22 protein-coding genes are annotated in these 22388 nt (G+C 62.0%); 21 read left to right on the top strand and 1 reads right to left on the bottom strand.

Translation table 11 applies throughout. The features are described from left to right. The first annotated feature begins 369 nt into the window (after positions 1-369). The 7 genes from rpoB to AC1DCZ_RS04870 all read left to right on the top strand — a co-directional run bounded on the left by rpoB (position 370) and on the right by AC1DCZ_RS04870 (position 13215). Positions 370-3888: a DNA-directed RNA polymerase subunit beta gene (gene rpoB, locus AC1DCZ_RS04900; protein ID WP_476894022.1), complete on the top strand. Its 3519-nt coding sequence runs from the start codon at positions 370-372 to the stop codon at positions 3886-3888. Positions 3889-4008: 120 nt separating this feature from the next. Further along, positions 4009-7908 carry a DNA-directed RNA polymerase subunit beta' gene (locus tag AC1DCZ_RS04895; RefSeq protein ID WP_476894023.1) on the top strand — a complete coding sequence of 1300 codons (3900 nt, stop codon included), beginning with the start codon at positions 4009-4011 and terminating at the stop codon, positions 7906-7908. 569 nt (positions 7909-8477) lie between these two features. Continuing rightward, positions 8478-8852, top strand: coding sequence for a 30S ribosomal protein S12 (gene rpsL / locus AC1DCZ_RS04890; RefSeq protein ID WP_011692814.1), 375 nt, complete (start codon positions 8478-8480; stop codon positions 8850-8852). Position 8853: 1 nt separating this feature from the next. Beyond that, positions 8854-9324 carry a 30S ribosomal protein S7 gene (rpsG, locus tag AC1DCZ_RS04885; RefSeq protein ID WP_011692813.1) on the top strand — a complete coding sequence of 157 codons (471 nt, stop codon included), beginning with the start codon at positions 8854-8856 and terminating at the stop codon, positions 9322-9324. 69 nt (positions 9325-9393) lie between these two features. Continuing rightward, positions 9394-11508: an elongation factor G gene (fusA, locus tag AC1DCZ_RS04880; RefSeq protein ID WP_476894024.1), complete on the top strand. Its 2115-nt coding sequence runs from the start codon at positions 9394-9396 to the stop codon at positions 11506-11508. A gap of 247 nt (positions 11509-11755) precedes the next feature. Next, positions 11756-12946 carry an elongation factor Tu gene (gene tuf / locus AC1DCZ_RS04875; protein ID WP_024366002.1) on the top strand — a complete coding sequence of 397 codons (1191 nt, stop codon included), beginning with the start codon at positions 11756-11758 and terminating at the stop codon, positions 12944-12946. A 143-nt stretch (positions 12947-13089) separates the two neighbouring features. Beyond that, the gene (locus AC1DCZ_RS04870; RefSeq protein WP_476973595.1) at positions 13090-13215 is read left to right on the top strand and encodes a hypothetical protein; all 126 of its coding nucleotides are present in this window, start codon (positions 13090-13092) and stop codon (positions 13213-13215) included. A gap of 81 nt (positions 13216-13296) precedes the next feature. Here AC1DCZ_RS04870 and AC1DCZ_RS04865 read toward each other — a convergent pair whose 3' ends face one another. Beyond that, positions 13297-14724 carry a GH1 family beta-glucosidase gene (locus AC1DCZ_RS04865; RefSeq protein WP_476973594.1) on the bottom strand — a complete coding sequence of 476 codons (1428 nt, stop codon included), beginning with the start codon at positions 14722-14724 and terminating at the stop codon, positions 13297-13299. Positions 14725-15120: 396 nt separating this feature from the next. Here AC1DCZ_RS04865 and rpsJ point away from each other — a divergent pair, with 396 nt between their 5' ends. The 14 genes from rpsJ to rplE all read left to right on the top strand — a co-directional run bounded on the left by rpsJ (position 15121) and on the right by rplE (position 22323). Then, positions 15121-15429: a 30S ribosomal protein S10 gene (gene rpsJ / locus AC1DCZ_RS04860; protein WP_024366135.1), complete on the top strand. Its 309-nt coding sequence runs from the start codon at positions 15121-15123 to the stop codon at positions 15427-15429. 17 nt (positions 15430-15446) lie between these two features. Further along, the gene (rplC, locus tag AC1DCZ_RS04855) at positions 15447-16097 is read left to right on the top strand and encodes a 50S ribosomal protein L3 (protein WP_264354707.1); all 651 of its coding nucleotides are present in this window, start codon (positions 15447-15449) and stop codon (positions 16095-16097) included. Between the two features lie 4 nt (positions 16098-16101). Continuing rightward, positions 16102-16722, top strand: a complete 621-nt coding sequence (rplD, locus tag AC1DCZ_RS04850) for a 50S ribosomal protein L4 (protein WP_476894027.1) — start codon at positions 16102-16104, stop codon at positions 16720-16722. Further along, positions 16719-17024: a 50S ribosomal protein L23 gene (gene rplW, locus AC1DCZ_RS04845; protein ID WP_018773664.1), complete on the top strand. Its 306-nt coding sequence runs from the start codon at positions 16719-16721 to the stop codon at positions 17022-17024. Before rplD ends, rplW begins: the two co-directional genes overlap by 4 nt. A 29-nt stretch (positions 17025-17053) precedes the next feature. Then, positions 17054-17893: a 50S ribosomal protein L2 gene (gene rplB / locus AC1DCZ_RS04840; RefSeq protein ID WP_476894028.1), complete on the top strand. Its 840-nt coding sequence runs from the start codon at positions 17054-17056 to the stop codon at positions 17891-17893. Positions 17894-17905: 12 nt separating this feature from the next. Next, positions 17906-18187, top strand: a complete 282-nt coding sequence (rpsS, locus tag AC1DCZ_RS04835) for a 30S ribosomal protein S19 (protein ID WP_018773666.1) — start codon at positions 17906-17908, stop codon at positions 18185-18187. A 38-nt stretch (positions 18188-18225) separates the two neighbouring features. Then, complete coding sequence (gene rplV / locus AC1DCZ_RS04830) at positions 18226-18591, top strand: 50S ribosomal protein L22 (protein ID WP_003803798.1); 366 nt, start codon at positions 18226-18228, stop codon at positions 18589-18591. Continuing rightward, the gene (gene rpsC / locus AC1DCZ_RS04825; protein ID WP_354169337.1) at positions 18592-19425 is read left to right on the top strand and encodes a 30S ribosomal protein S3; all 834 of its coding nucleotides are present in this window, start codon (positions 18592-18594) and stop codon (positions 19423-19425) included. Further along, positions 19426-19842, top strand: a complete 417-nt coding sequence (gene rplP / locus AC1DCZ_RS04820; RefSeq protein ID WP_123257072.1) for a 50S ribosomal protein L16 — start codon at positions 19426-19428, stop codon at positions 19840-19842. Positions 19843-19844: 2 nt separating this feature from the next. Continuing rightward, entirely contained in the window at positions 19845-20174 is a 330-nt protein-coding gene (rpmC, locus tag AC1DCZ_RS04815; RefSeq protein ID WP_476894029.1) for a 50S ribosomal protein L29, read from the top strand. Then, on the top strand, positions 20171-20479 hold the full coding sequence (rpsQ, locus tag AC1DCZ_RS04810; RefSeq protein ID WP_476894030.1) for a 30S ribosomal protein S17: 309 nt from the start codon (positions 20171-20173) through the stop codon (positions 20477-20479). Before rpmC ends, rpsQ begins: the two co-directional genes overlap by 4 nt. 531 nt (positions 20480-21010) lie before the next feature. Further along, positions 21011-21379, top strand: coding sequence for a 50S ribosomal protein L14 (rplN, locus tag AC1DCZ_RS04805; protein ID WP_003803789.1), 369 nt, complete (start codon positions 21011-21013; stop codon positions 21377-21379). A 3-nt stretch (positions 21380-21382) separates the two neighbouring features. Then, positions 21383-21742, top strand: a complete 360-nt coding sequence (gene rplX, locus AC1DCZ_RS04800; RefSeq protein ID WP_476894031.1) for a 50S ribosomal protein L24 — start codon at positions 21383-21385, stop codon at positions 21740-21742. Further along, on the top strand, positions 21742-22323 hold the full coding sequence (gene rplE / locus AC1DCZ_RS04795; protein WP_476894032.1) for a 50S ribosomal protein L5: 582 nt from the start codon (positions 21742-21744) through the stop codon (positions 22321-22323). Before rplX ends, rplE begins: the two co-directional genes overlap by 1 nt. Positions 22324-22388 lie beyond the last annotated feature (65 nt).

Here is a 22388-nt window from a genome sequence, read left to right as displayed (position 1 = left end):
CGTGAGCCCCATCACCTAGCCATTCGACTGCGCGGGCCGCCTGCGTCCAGCCAGCCGGCGTCGGAAGTCCCGGCGGCGGGTGACGCCGGGGTGGTGCTTGCAATCGGACCGGAAGTGGGGTAGACAAGTAGGTTGCTTTGCCGTATCGTAGATATTTGCGTCTTCCCTGTTTACCTTCAGCCTTCATATTGCGGTGGGCTTAGCCTGACAGCTGCTCCATCAATGTGCCGTCTACAACGTGCACCAGCGTGGGCAGCACAGGTCCCGGGTCATATAGCGGAACCGGACTGGTAGCACTGCGGAGTCATTCTGCAGGTTGCATGACGGGGGAGATCTGAAAACGCCTGAAGGTCTGTGGAAGGATCCCTCTTGGTCGCCTCGAGCACCTCTAATGTAAACAACGCTGCAACCGCTATCAATGCCGACAGCACCGATGGTGCAACTCGCCGGCTCTCATTCGCAAAGATTCACGAACCTCTCGATGTTCCAAATCTGCTCGCCCTGCAAACGGACAGCTTCGACTGGCTGGTCGGAAACGAACGCTGGCAGGCCCGCGTGGCGAAGGCCGTCGAAGAAGGCGACCTCAGTGTCGCCACCTCCTCCGGCCTGTCCGACATCTTCGAAGAGATCTCCCCGATCGAGGATTTCCAGGGCACCATGTCCCTGAGCTTCTCCGAGCCGGAGTTCGCTGACCCGAAGTACACCATGGCCGAGTGCAAGGACCGGGACGCAACCTACTCGGCTCCGCTGTACGTCAAGGCCGAATTCATGAACAACAACACGGGCGAAATCAAGCAGCAGACCGTGTTCATGGGTGACTTCCCGCTGATGACCGAGAAGGGCACCTTCGTCGTCAACGGCACTGAGCGTGTCGTCGTCTCCCAGCTGGTCCGTTCCCCGGGTGCTTACTTCGAGCGCACCGCGGACAAGACCAGCGACAAGGACATCTTCACCGCGAAGATCATCCCGTCCCGCGGCGCCTGGTTCGAACTCGAAATCGACAAGCGCGACCAGGTCGGCGTTCGCCTCGACCGTAAGCGCAAGCAGTCCGTCACGGTGCTGCTCAAGGCGCTCGGCTGGACCGAGGGCCAGATCCTCGAGGAATTCGGCCAGTACGACTCCATGCGCGCGACGCTGGAGAAGGACGCCACCGAAACCCGCGAAGACGCCTTGCTGGACATCTACCGGAAGCTGCGGCCGGGCGAGCCGCCCACGGTCGAGGCTGCCCAGTCCCTGCTGGACAACCTGTACTTCAACTCCAAGCGGTACGATCTGGCCAAGGTTGGCCGTTACAAGATCAACCGCAAGCTTGGCATCGACCGCTCCCTTGGTGACAAGGAAGCCTCTGTCCTGCACGTTGAGGACATCGTCGCCATGATCAAGTTCCTCGTTGCACTGCACGCCGGTGAGAAGACCCTCATGGGCAAGCGCGACGGCCAGGAACACGAACTCCGCGTCGAGATCGATGACATCGACCACTTCGGCAACCGCCGCATCCGCGCCGTCGGCGAGCTCATCGAGAACCAGGTCCGCACCGGCCTGTCCCGCATGGAGCGCGTCGTCCGCGAGCGTATGACGACCCAGGACGTCGAGGCCATCACGCCGCAGACGCTGATCAACATCCGCCCCGTCGTGGCAGCCATCAAGGAGTTCTTCGGAACGTCCCAGCTCTCACAGTTCATGGACCAGAACAACCCGCTGTCGGGTCTTACCCACAAGCGCCGCCTGTCCGCGCTGGGCCCCGGCGGTCTGTCCCGTGACCGTGCCGGCATGGAAGTCCGAGACGTCCACCCGTCCCACTATGGACGTATGTGCCCCATCGAAACCCCTGAAGGCCCGAACATCGGCCTGATCGGTTCGCTGGCTTCCTACGGGCGGATCAACCCGTTCGGCTTCATCGAGACCCCTTACCGTCTCGTGTCCGAGGGCGTTGTCTCCGATGAGGTCGAGTACCTCACGGCCGACGACGAAGCCGAGGTCCTGATTGCACAGGCCAACGCTCCGCTCGACGAGAACAAAAAGTTCGCCGAAGAGACTGTCCTGGTCCGTGCCCGCGGTGGTGGAGGCGAGCCCGTGCTGGTTCCCGCCGCCGACGTCGAGTTCATGGATGTCTCCCCGCGCCAGATGGTGTCCGTGGCGACCGCCCTGATCCCCTTCCTTGAGCATGACGACGCCAACCGCGCACTCATGGGTGCCAACATGCAGCGCCAGGCCGTGCCGCTGGTCCGTTCCGAGGCGCCGTTCGTCGGTACCGGCATGGAGCGCGCCGCTGCCGTCGACGCCGGTGACGTCACCATCGCGAAGAAGGCAGGTGTGGTTACCGAGGTCTCCGCTGAGCTGGTCATCATGCTCAACGACGACGGTACGGAAACCAACTACCGGATCAACAAGTTCGCCCGTTCCAACCAGGGCAACTGCTACAACAACCGTGTCCTGGTGAACGAAGGCCAGCGCCTGGAGGTCGGCGGCATCATCGCTGACGGCCCGGCAACGGACCAGGGCGAACTGGCCCTCGGTAAGAACCTGCTCGTGGCATTCATGTCATGGGAAGGCCACAACTTCGAGGATGCCATCATCCTGTCCCAGCGCATCGTGGCCGAGGACGTTCTCTCCTCCATCCACATCGAGGAGCACGAGATCGATGCCCGCGACACCAAGCTTGGTGCCGAGGAAATCACCCGTGACATCCCCAACGTGTCCGAGGAAGTCCTTGCTGGCCTGGACGAGCGTGGCATCATCCACATCGGTGCCGAGGTTGAAGCCGGCGACATCCTGGTCGGAAAGGTCACGCCCAAGGGCGAGACCGAGCTGACCCCGGAAGAGCGCCTGCTGCGCGCCATCTTCGGCGAGAAGTCCCGCGAAGTGCGCGACACCTCCCTGAAGGTTCCGCACGGCGAGTCCGGCACCGTCATCGGCGTCCGCGTCTTCGACCGCGACAACGACGACGAGCTGCCCCCGGGCGTCAACCAGCTGGTGCGCGTGTACGTGGCCGCCAAGCGCAAGATCACCGACGGCGACAAGCTCGCCGGCCGTCACGGCAACAAGGGTGTTATCTCCAAGATCCTCCCGATCGAGGACATGCCCTTCCTTGCCGACGGCACCCCCGTTGATATCGTCCTGAACCCGCTGGGTGTTCCGGGCCGTATGAATGTCGGCCAGGTGCTGGAAACGCACCTCGGCTGGGTTGCCAAGACCGGCTGGAAGATCGAAGGCGAGCCCGAGTGGGTCAAGCAGCTGCCGAACCTGCCGCGCGAGAGTGGCTCGACCACTGTTGCAACGCCGGTCTTCGACGGTGCGCGTGAAGAGGAAATCACTGGTCTCCTCGACTCCACCAACGTCACCCGCGACGGTGTCCGCCTGATCAACTCCTCAGGCAAGACCCGCCTGTTCGACGGCCGCTCCGGCGAGCCGTTCCCGGATCCGATCTCGGTCGGCTACATGTACATCCTGAAGCTCCACCACCTGGTGGACGACAAGATCCACGCTCGCTCAACCGGCCCGTACTCCATGATCACGCAGCAGCCGCTGGGTGGTAAGGCACAGTTCGGTGGCCAGCGCTTCGGTGAAATGGAAGTGTGGGCGCTCGAAGCTTACGGCGCGGCTTACACGCTCCAGGAACTCCTCACGATCAAGTCCGATGATATCCACGGTCGTGTGAAGGTCTACGAAGCCATCGTCAAGGGCGAGAACATCCCCGAGCCGGGCGTTCCTGAGTCCTTCAAGGTCTTGATCAAGGAAATGCAGTCGCTGTGCCTGAACGTGGAAGTGCTTTCCACGGACGGAACCACAATTGAAATGCGTGACTCTGATGACGCAGTCTTCACGGCTGCGGAAGAACTGGGCATCGATCTGTCTCGTGCAGAGCCCAGTTCCGTAGAAGAGGTTTAGCAGGTGACGTTCGGGGAAAAGCAAGCGGCCCCGCCGCGCTGCCTTTTCCCCGGGCATCACCTCCCTCTTCCCGTAACCCAAGACTTCAGAATTTAGAGAACAAGAGAGAACAGGGACCATATGTCCAGCGAATCCTCCTTCGGCCTCATGCAGATCGGCCTCGCCACCGCGGAAGACATCCGTGGCTGGTCTTACGGCGAGGTTAAGAAGCCGGAAACCATCAACTACCGCACGCTCAAGCCTGAGAAGGACGGCCTCTTCTGCGAGAAGATCTTCGGCCCGTCCCGCGACTGGGAGTGCTACTGCGGTAAATACAAGCGCGTGCGCTTCAAGGGCATCATCTGCGAGCGGTGTGGCGTTGAGGTCACCCGTGCAAAGGTGCGCCGTGAGCGCATGGGCCACATCGAGCTGGCCGCCCCCGTCACGCACATCTGGTACTTCAAGGGTGTTCCGTCCCGCCTGGGCTACCTCCTTGACCTGGCGCCGAAGGACCTCGAAAAGGTCATCTACTTCGCTGCCTACATGATCACGAGCGTCGACGCCGACAGCCGCCACGAAGAACTGCCCAACCTCCAGGTTGAGCACGACATCGAGAAGAAGCAGCTGATCGACAACCGCGACTCCGACATCGCCACGATCGCCCGCGACCTTGAGAACGAGCTTGCCCGTCTCGAAGGCGAAGGCGCCAAGGCTGCCGACAAGAAGAAGGCCCGCGACTCCGCTGACCGCCAGATGGCGAACGTCCGCAAGCGTGCCGACGCTGAAATCGAGCGCCTCGAGCAGGTCTGGGACCGCTTCAAGAACCTCAAGGTCGCTGACCTTGAAGGTGACGAAGGCCTGTACCGCGAACTGCGCGACCGCTACGGCATGTACTTCGAAGGCTCCATGGGTGCCGAGGCCATCAAGAAGCGTCTTGAGAACTTCGACATGCAGGCCGAGTCGGACATGTTGCGCGACATCATTGCCAACGGCAAGGGCCAGCGCAAGACCCGCGCCCTGAAGCGGCTCAAGGTGGTCAATGCGTTCCTGACGACCAACAACAGCCCGCTCGGCATGGTGCTGGACGCCGTCCCGGTGATCCCGCCGGAACTGCGCCCGATGGTCCAGCTGGACGGCGGCCGCTTCGCGACCTCCGACCTCAACGACCTCTACCGCCGCGTGATCAACCGCAACAACCGCCTCAAGCGACTGCTTGACCTCGGTGCCCCGGAGATCATCGTCAACAACGAGAAGCGCATGCTTCAGGAAGCTGTTGACAGCCTCTTCGACAACGGCCGCCGCGGCCGTCCGGTCACCGGACCGGGCAACCGTCCGCTGAAGTCCCTGAGCGACATGCTCAAGGGCAAGCAAGGCCGTTTCCGCCAGAACCTCCTCGGCAAGCGCGTTGACTACTCGGGCCGTTCGGTCATCGTCGTCGGCCCGCAGCTGAAGCTGCACCAGTGTGGCCTGCCGAAGCAGATGGCCCTGGAGCTCTTCAAGCCGTTCGTGATGAAGCGCCTGGTTGACCTCAACCACGCCCAGAACATCAAGTCGGCCAAGCGGATGGTCGAGCGTTACCGCCCGCAGGTCTGGGACGTCCTCGAAGAGATCATCACCGAGCACCCCGTGCTGCTGAACCGTGCACCCACCCTGCACCGTCTCGGCATCCAGGCGTTCGAACCGCAGCTTGTTGAAGGTAAGGCAATCCAGCTTCACCCGCTGGTTTGTGGCGCCTTCAACGCTGACTTCGACGGCGACCAGATGGCAGTCCACCTGCCGCTGAGCCCCGAAGCTCAGGCTGAGGCACGCATCCTGATGCTGTCCTCGAACAACATCCTGAAGCCCTCTGACGGCCGTCCGGTGACCCTGCCGTCGCAGGATATGATCATCGGCCTCTACCACCTGACCACCAAGCGTGTCGGTTCAGCCGGCGAGGGCCGGATCTTCTCCTCGGTGTCGGAAGCCATCATGGCGTACGACCTGCACGAGCTGCACCTGAACTCCCAGGTCAAGATCCGGCTGAAGGGCTTTGTCCCTTACGCCGGCTGGGAAGCCCCGGAAGGCTACGAGCCGGGTCAGACCGTGCTCGTCCAGACCTCCCTGGGCCAGGTCCTCTTCAACGAGACCCTGCCCGCGGACTACCCCTGGGTTGAGAACGTTGCGGACAAGGGCGAACTGTCGACGATCGTCAACGACCTCGCCGAGCGCTACCCCAAGGTGATCACGGCGGCAACGCTGGACAACCTGAAGGATGCCGGTTTCTACTGGGCCACCCGGTCCGGCGTTACCGTCGCCATCTCCGACATCGAGGTGCCCAAGGACAAGCCGCGGATCCTCGCCGGCTACGAGACCATGGCCGCCAAGATCCAGGGCCAGTACGACAAGGGCCTGATCGACGACGACGAGCGTCGCCAGGAACTCATCGAGATCTGGAACAAGGCAACGAACGAGATCGCCCAGGCGATGCGTGACAGCCTGTCCCCGATGAACACGATCAACCGCATGGTGTCCTCCGGTGCCCGTGGTAACTGGATGCAGGTCCGTCAGATCGCGGGTATCCGTGGCCTCGTGGCCAACCCTAAGGGCGAGATCATCCCGCGTCCGATCAAGTCCTCCTACCGCGAGGGCCTGTCGGTGCTGGAATACTTCATCGCCACGCACGGTGCCCGTAAGGGTCTGGCCGACACCGCGCTGCGTACCGCCAACTCGGGTTACCTGACCCGTCGCCTGGTGGACGTGTCGCAGGACGTCATCGTCCGTGAAGAGGACTGCGGCACCGAGCGCGGCCTCATGACGGCGATCGCTGTGGCTGACGCCAACGGCGAGCTGGTCCTGGACGAGAACGTCGAGAACAGCGCGTACGCCCGTACCCTGGCCGTGGATGTCGTTGACTCCAAGGGCAAGGTCCTGGCAGCAGCCGGCACTGACTGCGGCGACGTTGTCATTGCCGAACTGTTCGCAGCGGGCATCACCGAGGTCAAGGTCCGCTCCGTACTCACCTGTGAGTCCAGCGTCGGCACCTGCGCCCTGTGCTATGGCCGTTCACTGGCCACGGGTAAGACCGTCGACATCGGTGAGGCCGTGGGCATCATCGCCGCACAGTCCATCGGTGAGCCGGGTACCCAGCTGACCATGCGTACGTTCCACACCGGTGGTGCTGTTTCCTCCAGCGGCGGCGACGACATCACCCAGGGTCTGCCCCGTATCCAGGAGCTCTTCGAAGCCCGTACTCCGAAGGGTGTTGCGCCGATTGCTGAAGCAGCCGGCCGCATCGCCATCGAAGAGTCCGAGCGCCAGATGCGCCTGGTCATCACCCCGGACGACGGATCCGAAGAGATCGCCTACCCGGTGCTGCGCCGTTCACGTCTCCTCATCGAAGACGGCGATCACGTCAGCGTCGGACAGAAGCTCATCAACGGTCCGGTCGACCCCAAGCAGGTTCTGCGCATCATGGGCCCCCGTGCCGCGCAGAAGTTCCTGGTGGACGAAGTCCAGGGCGTTTACCGCAGCCAGGGCATCGGTATCCACGACAAGCACGTCGAGGTTATCGTCCGCCAGATGCTGCGCCGCGTCACGGTCATCGAGTCCGGCGAATCGGATCTGCTGCCCGGCGAGCTCGCCGAGCGCAGCCGCTTCGAGGATGCCAACCGCCGTGTTGTCTCCGAGGGCAAGACGCCGGCTTCCGGCCGTCCTGAGCTCATGGGTATCACCAAGGCGTCCCTGGCGACCGAGTCCTGGCTGTCCGCAGCTTCCTTCCAGGAGACCACCCGCGTCCTGACGCAGGCGGCCATGGAAGGCAAGAGCGATCCGCTGCTCGGCCTCAAGGAAAACGTCATCATCGGTAAGCTCATCCCGGCCGGCACGGGTCTCCCGCGCTACACCGAGGTCACCGTGGAGCCCACTGAGGAAGCAAAGGCCAACCTGTTCACCGGCCCCAGCGCATTCAGTGACTTCTCCTACGACAGCCTGGGCGGCGACGGGGCTCCCGAGTTCCACGCCATCCCGCTGGATGACTACGACCTGGGCAGCGACTTCCGCTAACGGGCAGGGCGGGTCCTTAGGTGTGGCGTTCCCCGCCACGTAGGGACCCGGCCGCTCTGCCCTGGCAGTCACAGGCGCCGAAGGAATGGTCCCGCACCGCAAGGTGGGGGACCGTCCCCGTTTAACGCGACGATTGCTCCCCGCCGGCCCCTCGCCTCCCAAGCTCGACCTGGGCACCCGTCGGTTGCTCCGTTGTCGCCCTTTTGAGTACCCACAACGGCGATAACGGAGCAATCGATGGGGAGGAGAGCCCGATTAAGGGCTGGGGGCTGCCCGTGTTAGACTAGAGACTAATTGTTATTGTGGCAGTGGATGAGTGCGCCGGTAGAAGCTGAAAGGCTGAACCAGGACGACGTTTCCGGTTTGCAGGGTTCTTGTGCAACGTATGCCACATTTTCGCATGCCTAGGGGCAATTCGGGACGCAAGTCCTTGAGAACCTGGTGTGCGGCCCGACTATTAAGGCTTCGCCTCAGCTGCTCTGGAGAGATCTTCAAAGCTCGAGCGGCGGGGCGCAGCGACAAGAGAGCGGCTGCCAACGGCCGCTCCGGATAAAACGGAGAACACGAGAGTGCCTACGATTAACCAGCTGGTCCGCAAGGGCCGCACGCCTAAGGTCAAAAAGACCAAGGCTCCCGCACTTAACGGCAGCCCGATGCGCCGCGGTGTTTGCACCCGCGTCTACACCACCACCCCGAAGAAGCCGAACTCGGCTCTGCGTAAGGTTGCACGTGTGCGCCTCAACGGCGGCGTTGAAGTCACCGCTTACATCCCCGGTGTAGGCCACAACCTGCAGGAGCACTCCATTGTGCTCGTACGTGGCGGCCGCGTGAAGGACCTTCCGGGTGTCCGTTACAAGATCGTCCGTGGCGCCCTCGATACCCAGGGTGTCAAGAACCGTAAGCAGGCCCGCAGCCGCTACGGCGCAAAGATGGAGAAGAAGTAATATGCCTCGCAAGGGTCCGGCCCCCAAGCGGCCGCTAGTTCTAGATCCCGTTTACGGCTCCCCGCTGGTCACCCAGCTGATCAACAAGGTGCTGGTTGACGGCAAGAAGTCCACCGCAGAGCGCATCGTTTACGGTGCCCTCGAAGGTGCTCGCGCCAAGTCCGGCGGCGACCCGGTTGCAGCCCTCAAGAAGGCCATGGAGAACGTCAAGCCTTCCCTCGAGGTCCGCTCCCGCCGCGTCGGTGGCGCCACCTACCAGGTCCCGGTTGAGGTCAAGCCGGGCCGCTCCACGGCACTCGCCCTCCGCTGGCTGGTCGGCTACTCCAAGGCCCGCCGCGAGAAGACCATGACCGAACGCCTCCAGAACGAAATCCTGGATGCCTCTAACGGTCTCGGTGCCGCTGTGAAGCGTCGCGAAGACACCCACAAGATGGCCGAGTCCAACAAGGCCTTCGCACACTACCGCTGGTAAAACTTCCCGGACGCCGCCGGCTCTACCGAGCCGGCGGCGAACGTGCAGTCCATCCGAAAGGGAGACACCGTGGCACAGGACGTGCTTACCGACCTTAGCAAGGTCCGCAATATCGGCATCATGGCCCACATCGACGCCGGCAAGACCACTACTACCGAGCGCATTCTGTTCTACACAGGTGTGAACCACAAGATCGGCGAAACGCACGACGGCGCTTCGACGACTGACTGGATGGAACAGGAAAAGGAACGCGGCATCACCATCACGTCTGCCGCCGTGACCTGCTTCTGGGAAAACAACCAGATCAACATCATCGACACCCCCGGCCACGTTGACTTCACGGTTGAGGTTGAGCGCTCCCTGCGCGTCCTCGACGGTGCAGTTGCCGTGTTCGATGGCAAGGAAGGCGTGGAGCCGCAGTCTGAGACTGTCTGGCGCCAGGCTGACAAGTACAACGTCCCGCGCATCTGCTTCGTCAACAAGATGGACAAGCTCGGCGCTGACTTCTACTTCACCGTCGACACCATCATCAGCCGCCTCGGTGCCAAGCCGCTCGTCATGCAGCTGCCGATCGGCGCCGAGAACGACTTCATCGGCGTCGTCGACCTGCTTTACATGCGCGCACTGGTCTGGCCCGGCGACTCCAAGGGTGACGTCACCATGGGTGCCAAGTACGAGATCCAGGAGATCCCGGCTGACCTCAAGGAAAAGGCTGAAGAGTACCGCGCAACGCTCGTTGAGACCGTTGCTGAGTCCTCCGAAGAGCTCATGGAGAAGTACCTCGAAGGTGAAGAAATCACCACCGACGAGCTCAAGGCCGGCATCCGCAAGATGACGATCAACTCCGAGCTCTACCCGGTCTTCTGTGGCTCCGCATTCAAGAACCGCGGCGTCCAGCCGATGCTTGACGCTGTCGTGGACTACCTGCCGAACCCGCTCGACGTCCCGCCGATGATCGGTCACGATCCCCGCGACGAAGAAAAGGAACTGACGCGCAAGCCCTCCGCCGATGAGCCGTTCTCGGCTCTGGCGTTCAAGATTGCCACGCACCCGTTCTTCGGTCAGCTCACCTTCATCCGCGTGTACTCCGGTCACGTGGAAGCAGGCTCCCAGGTGGTCAACTCCACCAAGGGCAAGAAGGAGCGCATCGGCAAGCTGTTCCAGATGCACGCCAACAAGGAAATGCCCGTTGACGGCGCTACCGCCGGCCACATCTACGCAGCGATCGGTCTGAAGGACACCACCACGGGCGACACCCTGTGTGATCCGAGCAACCAGATCGTCCTCGAGTCCATGAGCTTCCCGGAGCCCGTGATCTCTGTTGCGATCGAGCCGAACACCAAGGGTGACCAGGAGAAGCTCTCCACGGCCATCCAGAAGCTCTCCGCTGAGGACCCGACCTTCCAGGTCTCCCTCAACGAGGACACCGGTCAGACCATCATCGCCGGCATGGGCGAGCTCCACCTGGACATCCTGGTGGACCGCATGCGCCGCGAATTCAAGGTCGAGGCAAACGTGGGCAAGCCCCAGGTTGCCTACCGCGAAACCATCAAGCGTGCTGTAGAGCGTCACGACTACACGCACAAGAAGCAGACCGGTGGTTCCGGCCAGTTCGCAAAGATCCAGATCGCGATCGAGCCGCTGGACACGTCCGAGGGCGAGCTGTACGAGTTCTCGAACAAGGTCACCGGTGGGCGTATTCCGCGGGAATACATCCCCTCGGTCGACGCCGGTATCCAGGATGCGCTGAACGACGGCGTCCTCGCCGGCTACCCGGTTGTCGGCATCAAGGCCACGCTGATTGACGGCGCGTACCACGATGTTGACTCTTCGGAAATGGCGTTCAAGATCGCCGGGCGTATGGCTTTCAAGGAAGCCGCACGCAAGGCGAACCCCATCCTGCTCGAACCGCTGATGGATGTCGAGGTCCGCACCCCTGAGGAATACATGGGTGAAGTAATCGGTGACCTCAACTCCCGCCGTGGCCAGATGCAGTCCATGGAAGATGCCCAGGGCGTCAAGGTCATCCGCGCGCACGTCCCGCTGTCCGGCATGTTCGGCTACATCGGTGACCTGCGCTCGAAGACCCAGGGCCGCGCTGTGTATTCCATGACGTTCCACAGCTACGCCGAGGTCCCGAAGGCATTTGCCGACGAGATCATCCAGAAGAACCGCGGCGAGTAGTCCCTAAGGCTATCGCAGCAACAAACTCGGGTGCGTTTCCGATCCCGGAGATTCACCTGGTGTAGATGGCCGGCTTCCGGTCTGACCGAAATCCGGCCATCTGCGCGAACAGGCTCGAGGGACTAGTATTAGTTCCTGAATCTGCAATTTCACCAATCCAAAGCCCCCCAAGTAGACTTACTGAAGTTTCTGCCGCGACAAGCGCGGCCGGAGGGTAAGTCATTTGAAAACGTTCTAGGAGGAACCTGTGGCAAAGGCAAAGTTCGAGCGGACTAAGCCGCACGTTAACATCGGCACCATTGGTCACGTTGACCACGGTAAGACGACGTTGACGGCCGCGATTTCCAAGGTGCTGTACGACAAGTACCCGACACTCAACGAGCAGCGCGACTTCGCGTCCATTGACTCTGCTCCCGAAGAGCGTCAGCGCGGCATTACCATCAACATCTCCCACGTTGAGTACCAGACCGAGAAGCGCCACTACGCACACGTAGACGCCCCCGGTCACGCTGACTACATCAAGAACATGATCACCGGTGCTGCACAGATGGACGGTGCAATCCTCGTGGTTGCCGCCACTGACGGCCCGATGGCTCAGACCCGTGAGCACGTTCTGCTCGCCCGCCAGGTTGGTGTTCCCTACCTGCTGGTCGCACTGAACAAGTCGGACATGGTTGACGACGAAGAGCTCCTCGACCTCGTCGAAATGGAAGTCCGCGAGCTGCTTTCGGCTCAGGGCTTCGACGGCGACAACGCTCCGGTTGTGCGCGTTTCCGGTCTGAAGGCTCTCGAAGGCGACCCGGTTTGGGTCAAGTCCGTCGAGGACCTCATGGAAGCTGTCGACGAGTCCGTTCCGGACCCCGTACGTGACCGTGACAAGCCGTTCCTGATGCCGATCGAAGACGTCTTCACGATCACCGGCCGTGGCACCGTTGTAACGGGCCGCGCCGAGCGTGGAACCCTCGCCATCAACTCCGAGGTCGAGATCGTCGGCATCCGCCCGGTCCAGAAGACCACGGTTACCGGTATCGAGATGTTCCACAAGCAGCTCGACGAAGCATGGGCCGGCGAGAACTGTGGCCTCCTGCTCCGCGGTCTGAAGCGTGACGATGTTGAGCGTGGCCAGGTTGTCGTCAAGCCGGGTTCCATTACCCCGCACACCGACTTCGAGGCTAACGTCTACATCCTCTCCAAGGACGAAGGTGGACGTCACAACCCGTTCTACTCCAACTACCGCCCGCAGTTCTACTTCCGCACCACGGACGTAACCGGCGTTATCACCCTGCCGGAAGGCACGGAAATGGTTATGCCTGGCGACAACACTGAGATGACCGTTGCGCTCATCCAGCCGATCGCTATGGAAGAGGGCCTCGGCTTCGCTATCCGCGAAGGCGGCCGCACCGTTGGTTCGGGACGCGTTACCAAGATCCTCAAGTAATACTTGTCGATCTGTGTTTAGCCCTCTGACCGGACGGGCCGTCTGACGGCCACCGTGAAGATTGGAACAGCCCCGCTGCACTGGCAGCGGGGCTGTTCGCTTTAACTTCCTGCTACCGTTACAGGCAACGAAAGGAGCTCACGATGGGCTGGTTGATTTTCCTGCTGGTGGCCGCCGCCGTGGTCGCCGGCGTGTTGTGGGCGAAGAAGCACTTCCGCCATGAGATCGAGCGCGCCAAACGCATCAACCGCGCGAACAGGAACCAGTAGCCTCCGGGATCTGCGGCACCGAACCCTGCGGTCCCGAACCCTGTCTGGCCGTCCCTGCCCTGGCCGCGGCGGTCCTGCGCGTCAAGCCCGCCGCGCCCGGGCGAGCGCCTGGTACCAGTAGTAGGAGTCCTTGGGCGTGCGCTTGAGGGTCTTGAAGTCCACGTGCACGAGGCCGAAGCGCTGCGAATAACCGGCTGCCCACTCGAAGTTGTCCATGAGGGTCCAGACGTAATAGCCCAGGAGCTCAACGTCCTCGGCAATGCCCCCCGGTGCGGTGGCCTCCAGTGCATGATGGAGGTGGGCCGCCAGGTAGCTGATCCGCTCCGCGTCCGGGATCGGCCCGGCCACGTGCTCGGGTTCCGGAAAGCTTGCACCGCTTTCAGTGATGTACAGCGGCGGCAGCGACCCGGCATAGCGGTCCTTCAACTCGCGGAGCAGGACACCGAGGTGGTCCGGCGCGACCGGCCAGCCGAATCCGGTGGTCCCGTACTCGGGGAAATCTGCGAGATGGAACGGCATCTTCAGCATGGCATCCGCGTTGCCGGCCGGGCTGGCGCCGGTGCCGCGCCCGGTGGCGACCTTCACGGGGTAGTAATAGTTCACGCCGTAGAAGTCGAGGGGCTGGTGGATATCCACCAGGTCCGCATCGGAGATCCTGCCGAGTGAACGGAACCACGGCCTGGCGACGAGCGGCGGCTTCGGATAGCGCCCCAGGAGGATCGGGTCGGCGTAGATCCTGTTCAGCATGAGGTCGAAGACCGTTGCCAGGAGCCGGTCGGTGATGGACCGGGAAGCGGGCCGGACCGGCGCGTGCAGGTTCGTCACGCCCACGGTTCCCGTGACGCCCGCGGCGCGCAGCGCCTGCACGGCCAGGCCATGGCCCAGGAGCTGGTGGTGGACCGAGGGCAGCGCGTCGAACAAGAGGCCGTGGCCGGGTGCATGGACGCCCAGGGCGTAGCCGTTGAGGGTCACCGAGACCGGCTCGTTCAGGGTCACCCACTGCGCCACGCGGTCCCCGAAGCGTTTGCCGGCGGCCGCACAGTACTCGGCGAAGCGTTCCGCGGTGGAACGGTTCATCCAGCCGCCGCGGTGTTCGAGGGGGAGCGGTGTGTCCCAGTGGTACAAAGTGGCCATGGGGGAGATGCCGGCTTCGAGCAGCTGGTCGATCAGCCGGTCGTAGAAGTCCAGGCCCTCCTCGTTGAAGGGGCCCGTGCCGTCGGGCTGAATCCGCGGCCAGGAGAGCGAGAACCGGTAGGAGTCAACGCCGAGGGTCCGCATGAGTTCGATGTCTTCCGGCGCCCGGTTGTAGTGGTCGCAGGCCACGGCGGGGGAGTGCCCGTCCAGGATGCTGCCGGGTTTCTCGGAAAAAGCGTCCCAGCCGGACGGCCCGCGGCCACCCGCCGAGAGGGCGCCTTCGATCTGGAAGGCCGCCGAGGCCACGCCGAGGGTGAAGTTGGGGCTCAGGCGTGCGGCAAGGGCCTGAACTGCTACAGAATCCTGCACAGTCATGTCCCTATCATCCATTCGGGTGTTGCTCAGGGCAATGACCACAGGGCCCGCTGCCGCTGCTGATTCGCTTCTGCCCGTAAATTCCGGCATACTAGATGAGTTGTTCAAGCGCTCTTTCGCGTCCCGATCCGGATAATGCCGGGTGTCAGGGTCCAAGTAAGAGACCAAACATAACCCACTCCCCATGGAACTGCGGACGAGTACGCGTGAAAAGCGCGACACGCCCGACCGCGGGGGTCGGTTACGCCGGCAGGTTGAGGAACCCGGATTCATCCGGATTCAGCTTGTGCGGCGGGTGGTAGTCACGACTTCAAATGCTTCGGCAGCCACACAACGTGTAAGTAAACAGGGCAGCCCCAAACAGGGGAAGCACAGACTGAAAGAGAGTCAGGCGACATGGCGGGACAAAAAATCCGCATCCGGCTGAAGTCATATGACCACGAGGTCATTGACTCTTCAGCACGGAAGATCGTTGAGACGGTCACGCGCGCAGGCGCCACGGTAGTTGGCCCTGTGCCGCTTCCGACGGAGAAGAACATCTACTGCGTCATCCGCTCTCCGCACAAGTACAAGGACAGCCGTGAGCACTTTGAAATGCGTACTCACAAGCGTCTGATCGACATTATCGACCCCACGCCCAAGGCTGTTGATTCGCTCATGCGTCTCGACCTGCCGGCCGACGTGAACATCGAAATCAAGCTGTAGGGAGGTGCTGAGAGACTATGACCGCAACCCGTAACGTAAAGGGCCTGCTGGGCACGAAGCTCGGCATGACCCAGGTCTGGGACGAGAACAACAAGCTCATCCCCGTCACTGTGGTCCAGGCTGACTCGAACGTCATCACGCAGCTGCGCAACGCAGAAACTGATGGCTATGTCGCCGTTCAGATCGGCTACGGCCAGATCGATTCCCGCAAGGTCACCAAGCCGCTGGCTGGTCACTTTGAAAAGGCAGGCGTCACGCCTCGCCGCCACGTCGTAGAACTGCGCACTGCAGATGCTGACTCTTACGAGCTGGGCCAGGAGCTCTCCGTGGAGCTCTTCGAAGCCGGCCAGAAGATCGACGTCGTTGGCACCACCAAGGGTAAGGGCTTCGCCGGTGTTATGAAGCGTCACGGCTTCCACGGCGTTGGAGCTTCCCACGGTGCCCACAAGAACCACCGTAAGCCCGGTTCAATCGGTGGCGCATCCACCCCGAGCCGCGTCTTCAAGGGCATGAAAATGGCCGGCCGCATGGGCGCCGTTCGTCACACCACGCTGAACCTCACGGTCCACGCGGTTGACGTCGAGAAGTCGCTGCTCCTGATCAAGGGCGCCGTCCCCGGCGCCCGCGGCCAGGTCGTACTCGTACGCACCGCCGTGAAGGGAGCCTAGTTCAATGACTAGCACTGTCAAGGTTGACCTGCCTGCAGAGATCTTCGACGTACAGACCAACGTGCCGCTGCTGCACCAGGTCGTCGTTGCCCAGCTCGCTGCTGCTCGCCAGGGTACCCACAAGACCAAGACCCGCGCCGAAGTTTCCGGTGCAGGCCGCAAGCCGTTCAAGCAGAAGGGCACCGGCCGCGCCCGTCAGGGTTCAATCCGTGCTCCTCACATGACCGGTGGTGGCGTTGTCCACGGCCCCACGCCGCGTGACTACAGCCAGCGCACCCCCAAGAAGATGATTGCTGCTGCACTGCGCGGCGCTCTCTCTGACCGCGCCCGTAACGGACGCATCCACGTTGTTGCTGACCTGGTCGCCGGCTCCAAGCCGTCCTCCAAGGAAGCACTGGCAACGCTGCGCGGAATCTCCGAGCGCAAGAACCTGCTCGTCGTCATTGACCGCGCCAACGATGTTGCAGCACTGTCCGTGCGCAACCTCGAGGATGTTCACGTTCTGTACGCAGACCAGCTGAACACCTACGACGTTCTCGTTTCCGACGACGTAGTCTTCACCAAGGCTGCCTACGAAGCATTCGTTGCTGACAAGGCTGCAAAGACCGAGGAGGATGCCAAGTGAGCGCAGCCACCATCAAAGACCCGCGCGACGTCGTGCTTGCACCCGTCGTCTCGGAAAAGAGCTACGGCCTGATCGACGAGGGCAAGTACACCTTCCTGGTGGACCCCCGCTCGAACAAGACCGAGATCAAGCTGGCCGTGGAGAAGATTTTCTCCGTCAAGGTCGAATCGATCAACACCATCAACCGTGCCGGTAAGCGCAAGCGCACCAAATTCGGATGGGGTACCCGCAAGAACACCAAGCGTGCAATTGTGAGCCTCAAAGAAGGCACTATCGACATCTTCGGCGGTCCGCTCTCGTAGCGGAGACCACTTTAACGAGGAAATAAATTATGGGAATCCGTAAATATAAGCCGACTACACCGGGCCGTCGCGGCTCGAGCGTAGCGGACTTCACTGAAATCACGCGGTCGACGCCGGAAAAGTCGTTGGTACGTCCGCTGCCCAAAAAGGGCGGCCGTAACAACTCCGGTAAGATCACGACCCGTCACAAGGGTGGTGGCCACAAGCGCCAGTACCGTCTGATCGACTTCCGTCGCCACGACAAGGACGGCGTCAACGCCCGCGTTGCCGAAATCGAGTACGACCCGAACCGCACGGCTCGCATCGCTCTCCTGCACTACGTTGATGGCACCAAGCGTTACATCATCGCCCCGAACAAGCTGTCCCAGGGCGATTTCGTAGAGGCCGGCGCCGACGCTGACATCAAGCCCGGCAATAACCTGCCGCTGCGAAACATCCCCGTCGGTACCGTAATCCACGCAGTCGAACTGCGTCCGGGCGGCGGCGCCAAGATGGGCCGCTCCGCAGGCGCCTCGATCCAGCTCGTTGCAAAGGAAGGCCGTTTCGCCCAGCTGCGACTGCCTTCCGGCGAAATCCGCAACGTCGACGTGCGCTGCCGTGCATCCATCGGCGAGGTCGGCAATGCCGAGCAGTCGAACATCAACTGGGGCAAGGCCGGCCGTATGCGGTGGAAGGGCGTTCGCCCGACCGTCCGTGGTGTAGCCATGAACCCGGTTGACCACCCGCACGGTGGTGGCGAGGGTAAGACGTCCGGTGGACGTCACCCCGTCAACCCGAACGGTAAGCGCGAAGGCCGCACCCGCCGTCCCAACAAAGAGAGCGACAAGCTTATTGTTCGTCGCCGTCGTACTGGCAAGAACAAGCGATAGGAGCCTGGACACATGCCACGCAGCCTGAAAAAAGGTCCTTTCGTTGACCAGCACCTCTTTGTAAAGGTAGCCAGGGAAAACGAAAAGGGCACCAAGAACGTCATCAAGACCTGGTCCCGCCGTTCGATGATCGTCCCCGACATGCTCGGACACACGATCGCCGTGCACGACGGACGCAAGCACATCCCGGTGTTTGTCACTGAGTCGATGGTCGGGCACAAGCTCGGCGAATTCGCTCCCACGCGGACATTCCGCGGCCATGTCAAGGACGACCGTAAGGGCAAGCGCCGCTAGGCGCCTGCACTTACGTCAAAGACGAGAGAAGGAAAGCAATGGAAGCCAAGGCAATTGCGCGTCACATCCGCGTAACGCCTATGAAGGCCCGGCGCGTCGTCAACCTTGTTCGTGGTAAGCAAGCGAATGAGGCTCTGGCAATTCTGAAGTTTGCCCCGCAGGCAGCTTCAGAGCCGGTATTCAAGGTAGTTCAGTCGGCAATCTCCAACGCCCGGGTCCTCGCGGACCGCGACGGCGTGGCGTTTGACGAAGGTGACCTCATCATCAGCGAAGCGTTTGTTGATGAAGGCCCGACCATGAAGCGGTTCCAGCCGCGTGCCCAGGGTCGTGCATTTCAGATCAAGAAGCGCACGAGCCACATCACCGTGGTAGTCGCTACCCCGGAGAAAGAGGAGGCTCGCTAAGTGGGACAGAAAGTTAACCCGCACGGGTTCCGACTCGGTATCACCACCGATCACGTTTCGCACTGGTTCGCCGACAGCACCAAGGCCGGCCAGCGGTACAAGGACTTCGTCCGCGAAGACATCCGTATCCGTCAGCTCATGTCCACGGGCATGGAGCGCGCCGGTATCGCCAAGGTCGAAATTGAGCGCACCCGTGACCGCGTCCGTGTGGATATCCACACGGCACGTCCGGGCATCGTCATCGGCCGCCGCGGTGCAGAAGCAGACCGCATCCGCGGCGAGCTCGAAAAGCTCACCGGCAAGCAGGTCCAGCTGAACATCCTCGAGGTCAAGAACCCCGAGATGGAAGCACAGCTTGTTGCCCAGGGCGTTGCAGAGCAGCTGACTTCCCGCGTGGCGTTCCGCCGGGCGATGAAGAAGGCCATGCAGTCCGCACAGCGTGCAGGTGCCAAGGGCATCCGTATCGCTTGCTCGGGTCGACTGGGCGGCGCAGAAATGTCCCGCTCGGAGTTCTACCGCGAAGGCCGTGTGCCCCTGCACACCCTGCGTGCGAACATCGACTACGGCTTCTACGAGGCCAAGACCACCTTCGGCCGCATCGGCGTGAAGGTCTGGATCTACAAGGGTGACGTCACCGCCAAGGAACTGGCTCAGCAGGCAGCTGCTGCTCCGTCCCGTGGCCGTGGTGCCAGCGACCGTCCGGGCCGCCCGGGCGGCGCTGACCGTGGTGACCGCCGTCGTCGTACTGACCGTCCGGCCGCCGAAGCAGCTCCTGCTGCAGAGGCTCCGGCCGCTGAAGCTGCTGCTCCTGCAGTAGAAGGAGGACAGGCTTAAATGCTTATCCCACGTCGAGTCAAGCACCGCAAGCAGCACCACCCGGGTCGTTCCGGCGCTGCTACGGGCGGCACCAAGGTCTCGTTCGGTGAGTGGGGTATCCAGGCTCTGAGCCCGGCATACGTCACGAACCGTCAGATCGAATCTGCCCGTATCGCGATGACCCGCCACATCAAGCGTGGTGGCAAGGTCTGGATCAACATCTACCCGGACCGTCCGCTGACGAAGAAGCCTGCCGAAACCCGCATGGGTTCCGGTAAGGGTTCTCCGGAATGGTGGGTCTCTAACGTCAAGCCGGGCCGGGTTCTCTTTGAGATCTCCGGTGTCGAAGAATCGGTTGCTCGCGAGGCACTGCGCCTGGCAATCCACAAGCTCCCGTTGAAAGCACGCATTCTGCGTCGCGAAGGTGGTGAATAGAAATGGCAGTAGGATCCAAGGAACTTGCATCCGCACAGCTGGACGGTTTCGACAACGAGCGACTCGTTGAAGAACTCCGTAAGGCCAAGGAAGAGCTGTTCAACCTGCGTTTCCAGTCCGCCACCGGTCAGCTGGAGAACCACGGTCGTCTGCGCGCGGTAAAGAAGGACATCGCCCGCATCTACACCGTTCTCCGTGAGCGCGAGCTGGGCATTCGTGCCGAGGTTGCCGCACCGGTTGTGGAAGCCAAGGAAGAAAAGAAGTCCAAGAAGTCCGCAGCGAAGAAGGCTGAAAAGCCGGTCGAGGCTGAGACTGAGGAGGACGCCAAGTGAGTGAAAAGGACGAGAACGTGACGGAAACTGTTTCCGGCGCAGCCAAGGCTGACGAGCGCGGTTACCGTAAGACGAAGCGCGGCTATGTCGTCTCGGACAAGATGGAAAAGACCATCGTTGTCCAGGTCGAAGACCGTGTGAAGCACGCCCTCTACGGCAAGGTCATCCGCCGCAACACGAAGATCAAGGCTCACGACGAAGAGAACAGCGCCGGCATCGGCGACCTCGTTCTCCTCGCCGAGACACGCCCGCTGTCCGCTACCAAGCGGTGGCGCCTGGTGGAGATCCTCGAGAAGGCCAAGTAACACCTGTAGCGCCCCCGTTACGGGAGCTGTGCTGAGACCCCCGTTCCCCTTGTGGGAGCGGGGGTTTCCGCGTTCCGGAGCGTATCGGGCGACCGGTGCAGGCCCCCGCTCCGGACGTCCAGGCCGTTGATGCCGGCGGCCGGCCGGGCTGGCGGGGGAGGGCGCCCGACGGCGGCCCGAACGGCTGCCGTGCGCGGCGCCGTCGCCGGTGGTGGCCGCCGTGCGTGAGGCCGCTCTCTGTGGTAGGGCCGATTCTTCCCTGAAGGCCCGGTCGTGCTAAGATTTTGAGTTTGTATGGCGCCTTTTGTGCGCCGTCGTCAACCTCGTAAACAATCGTGCCACGGCATAGTGCCCCCACGCGCCCCGATCCGTCGGAAAACGTCTGGGAAGCAAATGTTTTTGGCACGGGCGTTTAGGCCTGGTCTGGCAAAATCCAGGCAGGTCAAGAGACACCCCGATCAACCGTTCCGCAAGGCTCATTCCGTAGGAAGATTTTCGGTCTGAGAACCAGCGCGACGCAAGGAGTAAATAGTGATTCAGCAGGAGTCGCGACTCAAGGTCGCCGACAACACGGGTGCTAAGGAAATCCTTACCATTCGCGTTCTCGGTGGATCTGGCCGTCGCTACGCAGGCATTGGCGACGTCATCGTCGCTACCGTCAAGGACGCAATTCCGGGCGGCAACGTAAAGAAGGGCGATGTCGTCAAGGCTGTCATCGTCCGTACCAAGAAGGAACGCCGCCGTGCGGATGGTTCCTACATCAAGTTTGACGAGAACGCAGCCGTCATCCTGAAGAACGACGGTGACCCCCGCGGTACCCGTATCTTCGGACCGGTTGGTCGTGAACTTCGCGACAAGAAGTTCATGAAGATCGTTTCTCTGGCTCCGGAGGTGCTCTAGTCCATGGCTAAGATCAAAAAGGGTGACCTCGTTCAGGTCATCACTGGCGCCAAGGCTGAGCGCGGCGGCGACAAAGGCAAGCAGGGCAAGGTTCTGCGCGTATTCCCGGACACCAACCGCGTGTTGGTTGAAGGCATTAACCGCGTAACCAAGCACACCAAGGTCGGTCAGTCGCAGCGCGGCACCAAGACCGGTGGCATCGAGGTCGTCGAGGCCACGATCCACATCTCCAACGTGGCTCTGGTTGACCCGTCCACCAAGAAGCCCACCCGCGTCGGTTTCCGCACCGAGACCGTTGAGCGCGATGGCGTGAAGCGTGAAGTGCGCGTCCGCGTGGCCAAGAGCTCAGGGAAGGACATCTAATGACTGAGACTCTCGAGACTCCGGCAAGCAAGATGGTTCCTCGTCTGAAGACCAAGTACGCCGATTCCATCAAGAACACGCTGACTGAGGAATTCAAGTACCAGAACGTCAACCAGGTTCCCCGTCTGGTCAAGGTCGTTGTGAACATGGGTGTTGGAGATGCCGCCAAGGACTCCAAGCTGATCGACGGCGCTGTCCGCGATCTGACCCTGATCACCGGCCAGAAGCCGCAGGTAACCAAGGCCCGCAAGTCGATCGCACAGTTCAAGCTGCGCGAAGGCATGCCGATCGGTGCACACGCAACTCTGCGTGGGGACCGCATGTGGGAATTCCTGGACCGTCTGGTCACGCTGGCACTGCCGCGTATCCGTGACTTCCGTGGCCTCAGCGGCAAGCAGTTCGATGGCAACGGCAACTACACCTTCGGTCTGACCGAGCAGGTTATGTTCCACGAGATCGACCAGGATTCCATTGACCGCGTTCGCGGCATGGACATCACCGTCGTGACCACTGCCAAGACCGACGACGAAGGCCGCGCGCTGCTCAAGGCGCTTGGCTTCCCGTTCAAGACCGAAGATTAATCTAGCTACGTAAAAGGTCCGTCCGCGCTGTTTGACGAATTCTGTTCGGAAAAACCAGCACGGCG

The organism is Arthrobacter sp. 10N418 (assembly GCF_056394725.1).
This window is presented reverse-complemented; position numbering and strand designations above follow the sequence as displayed.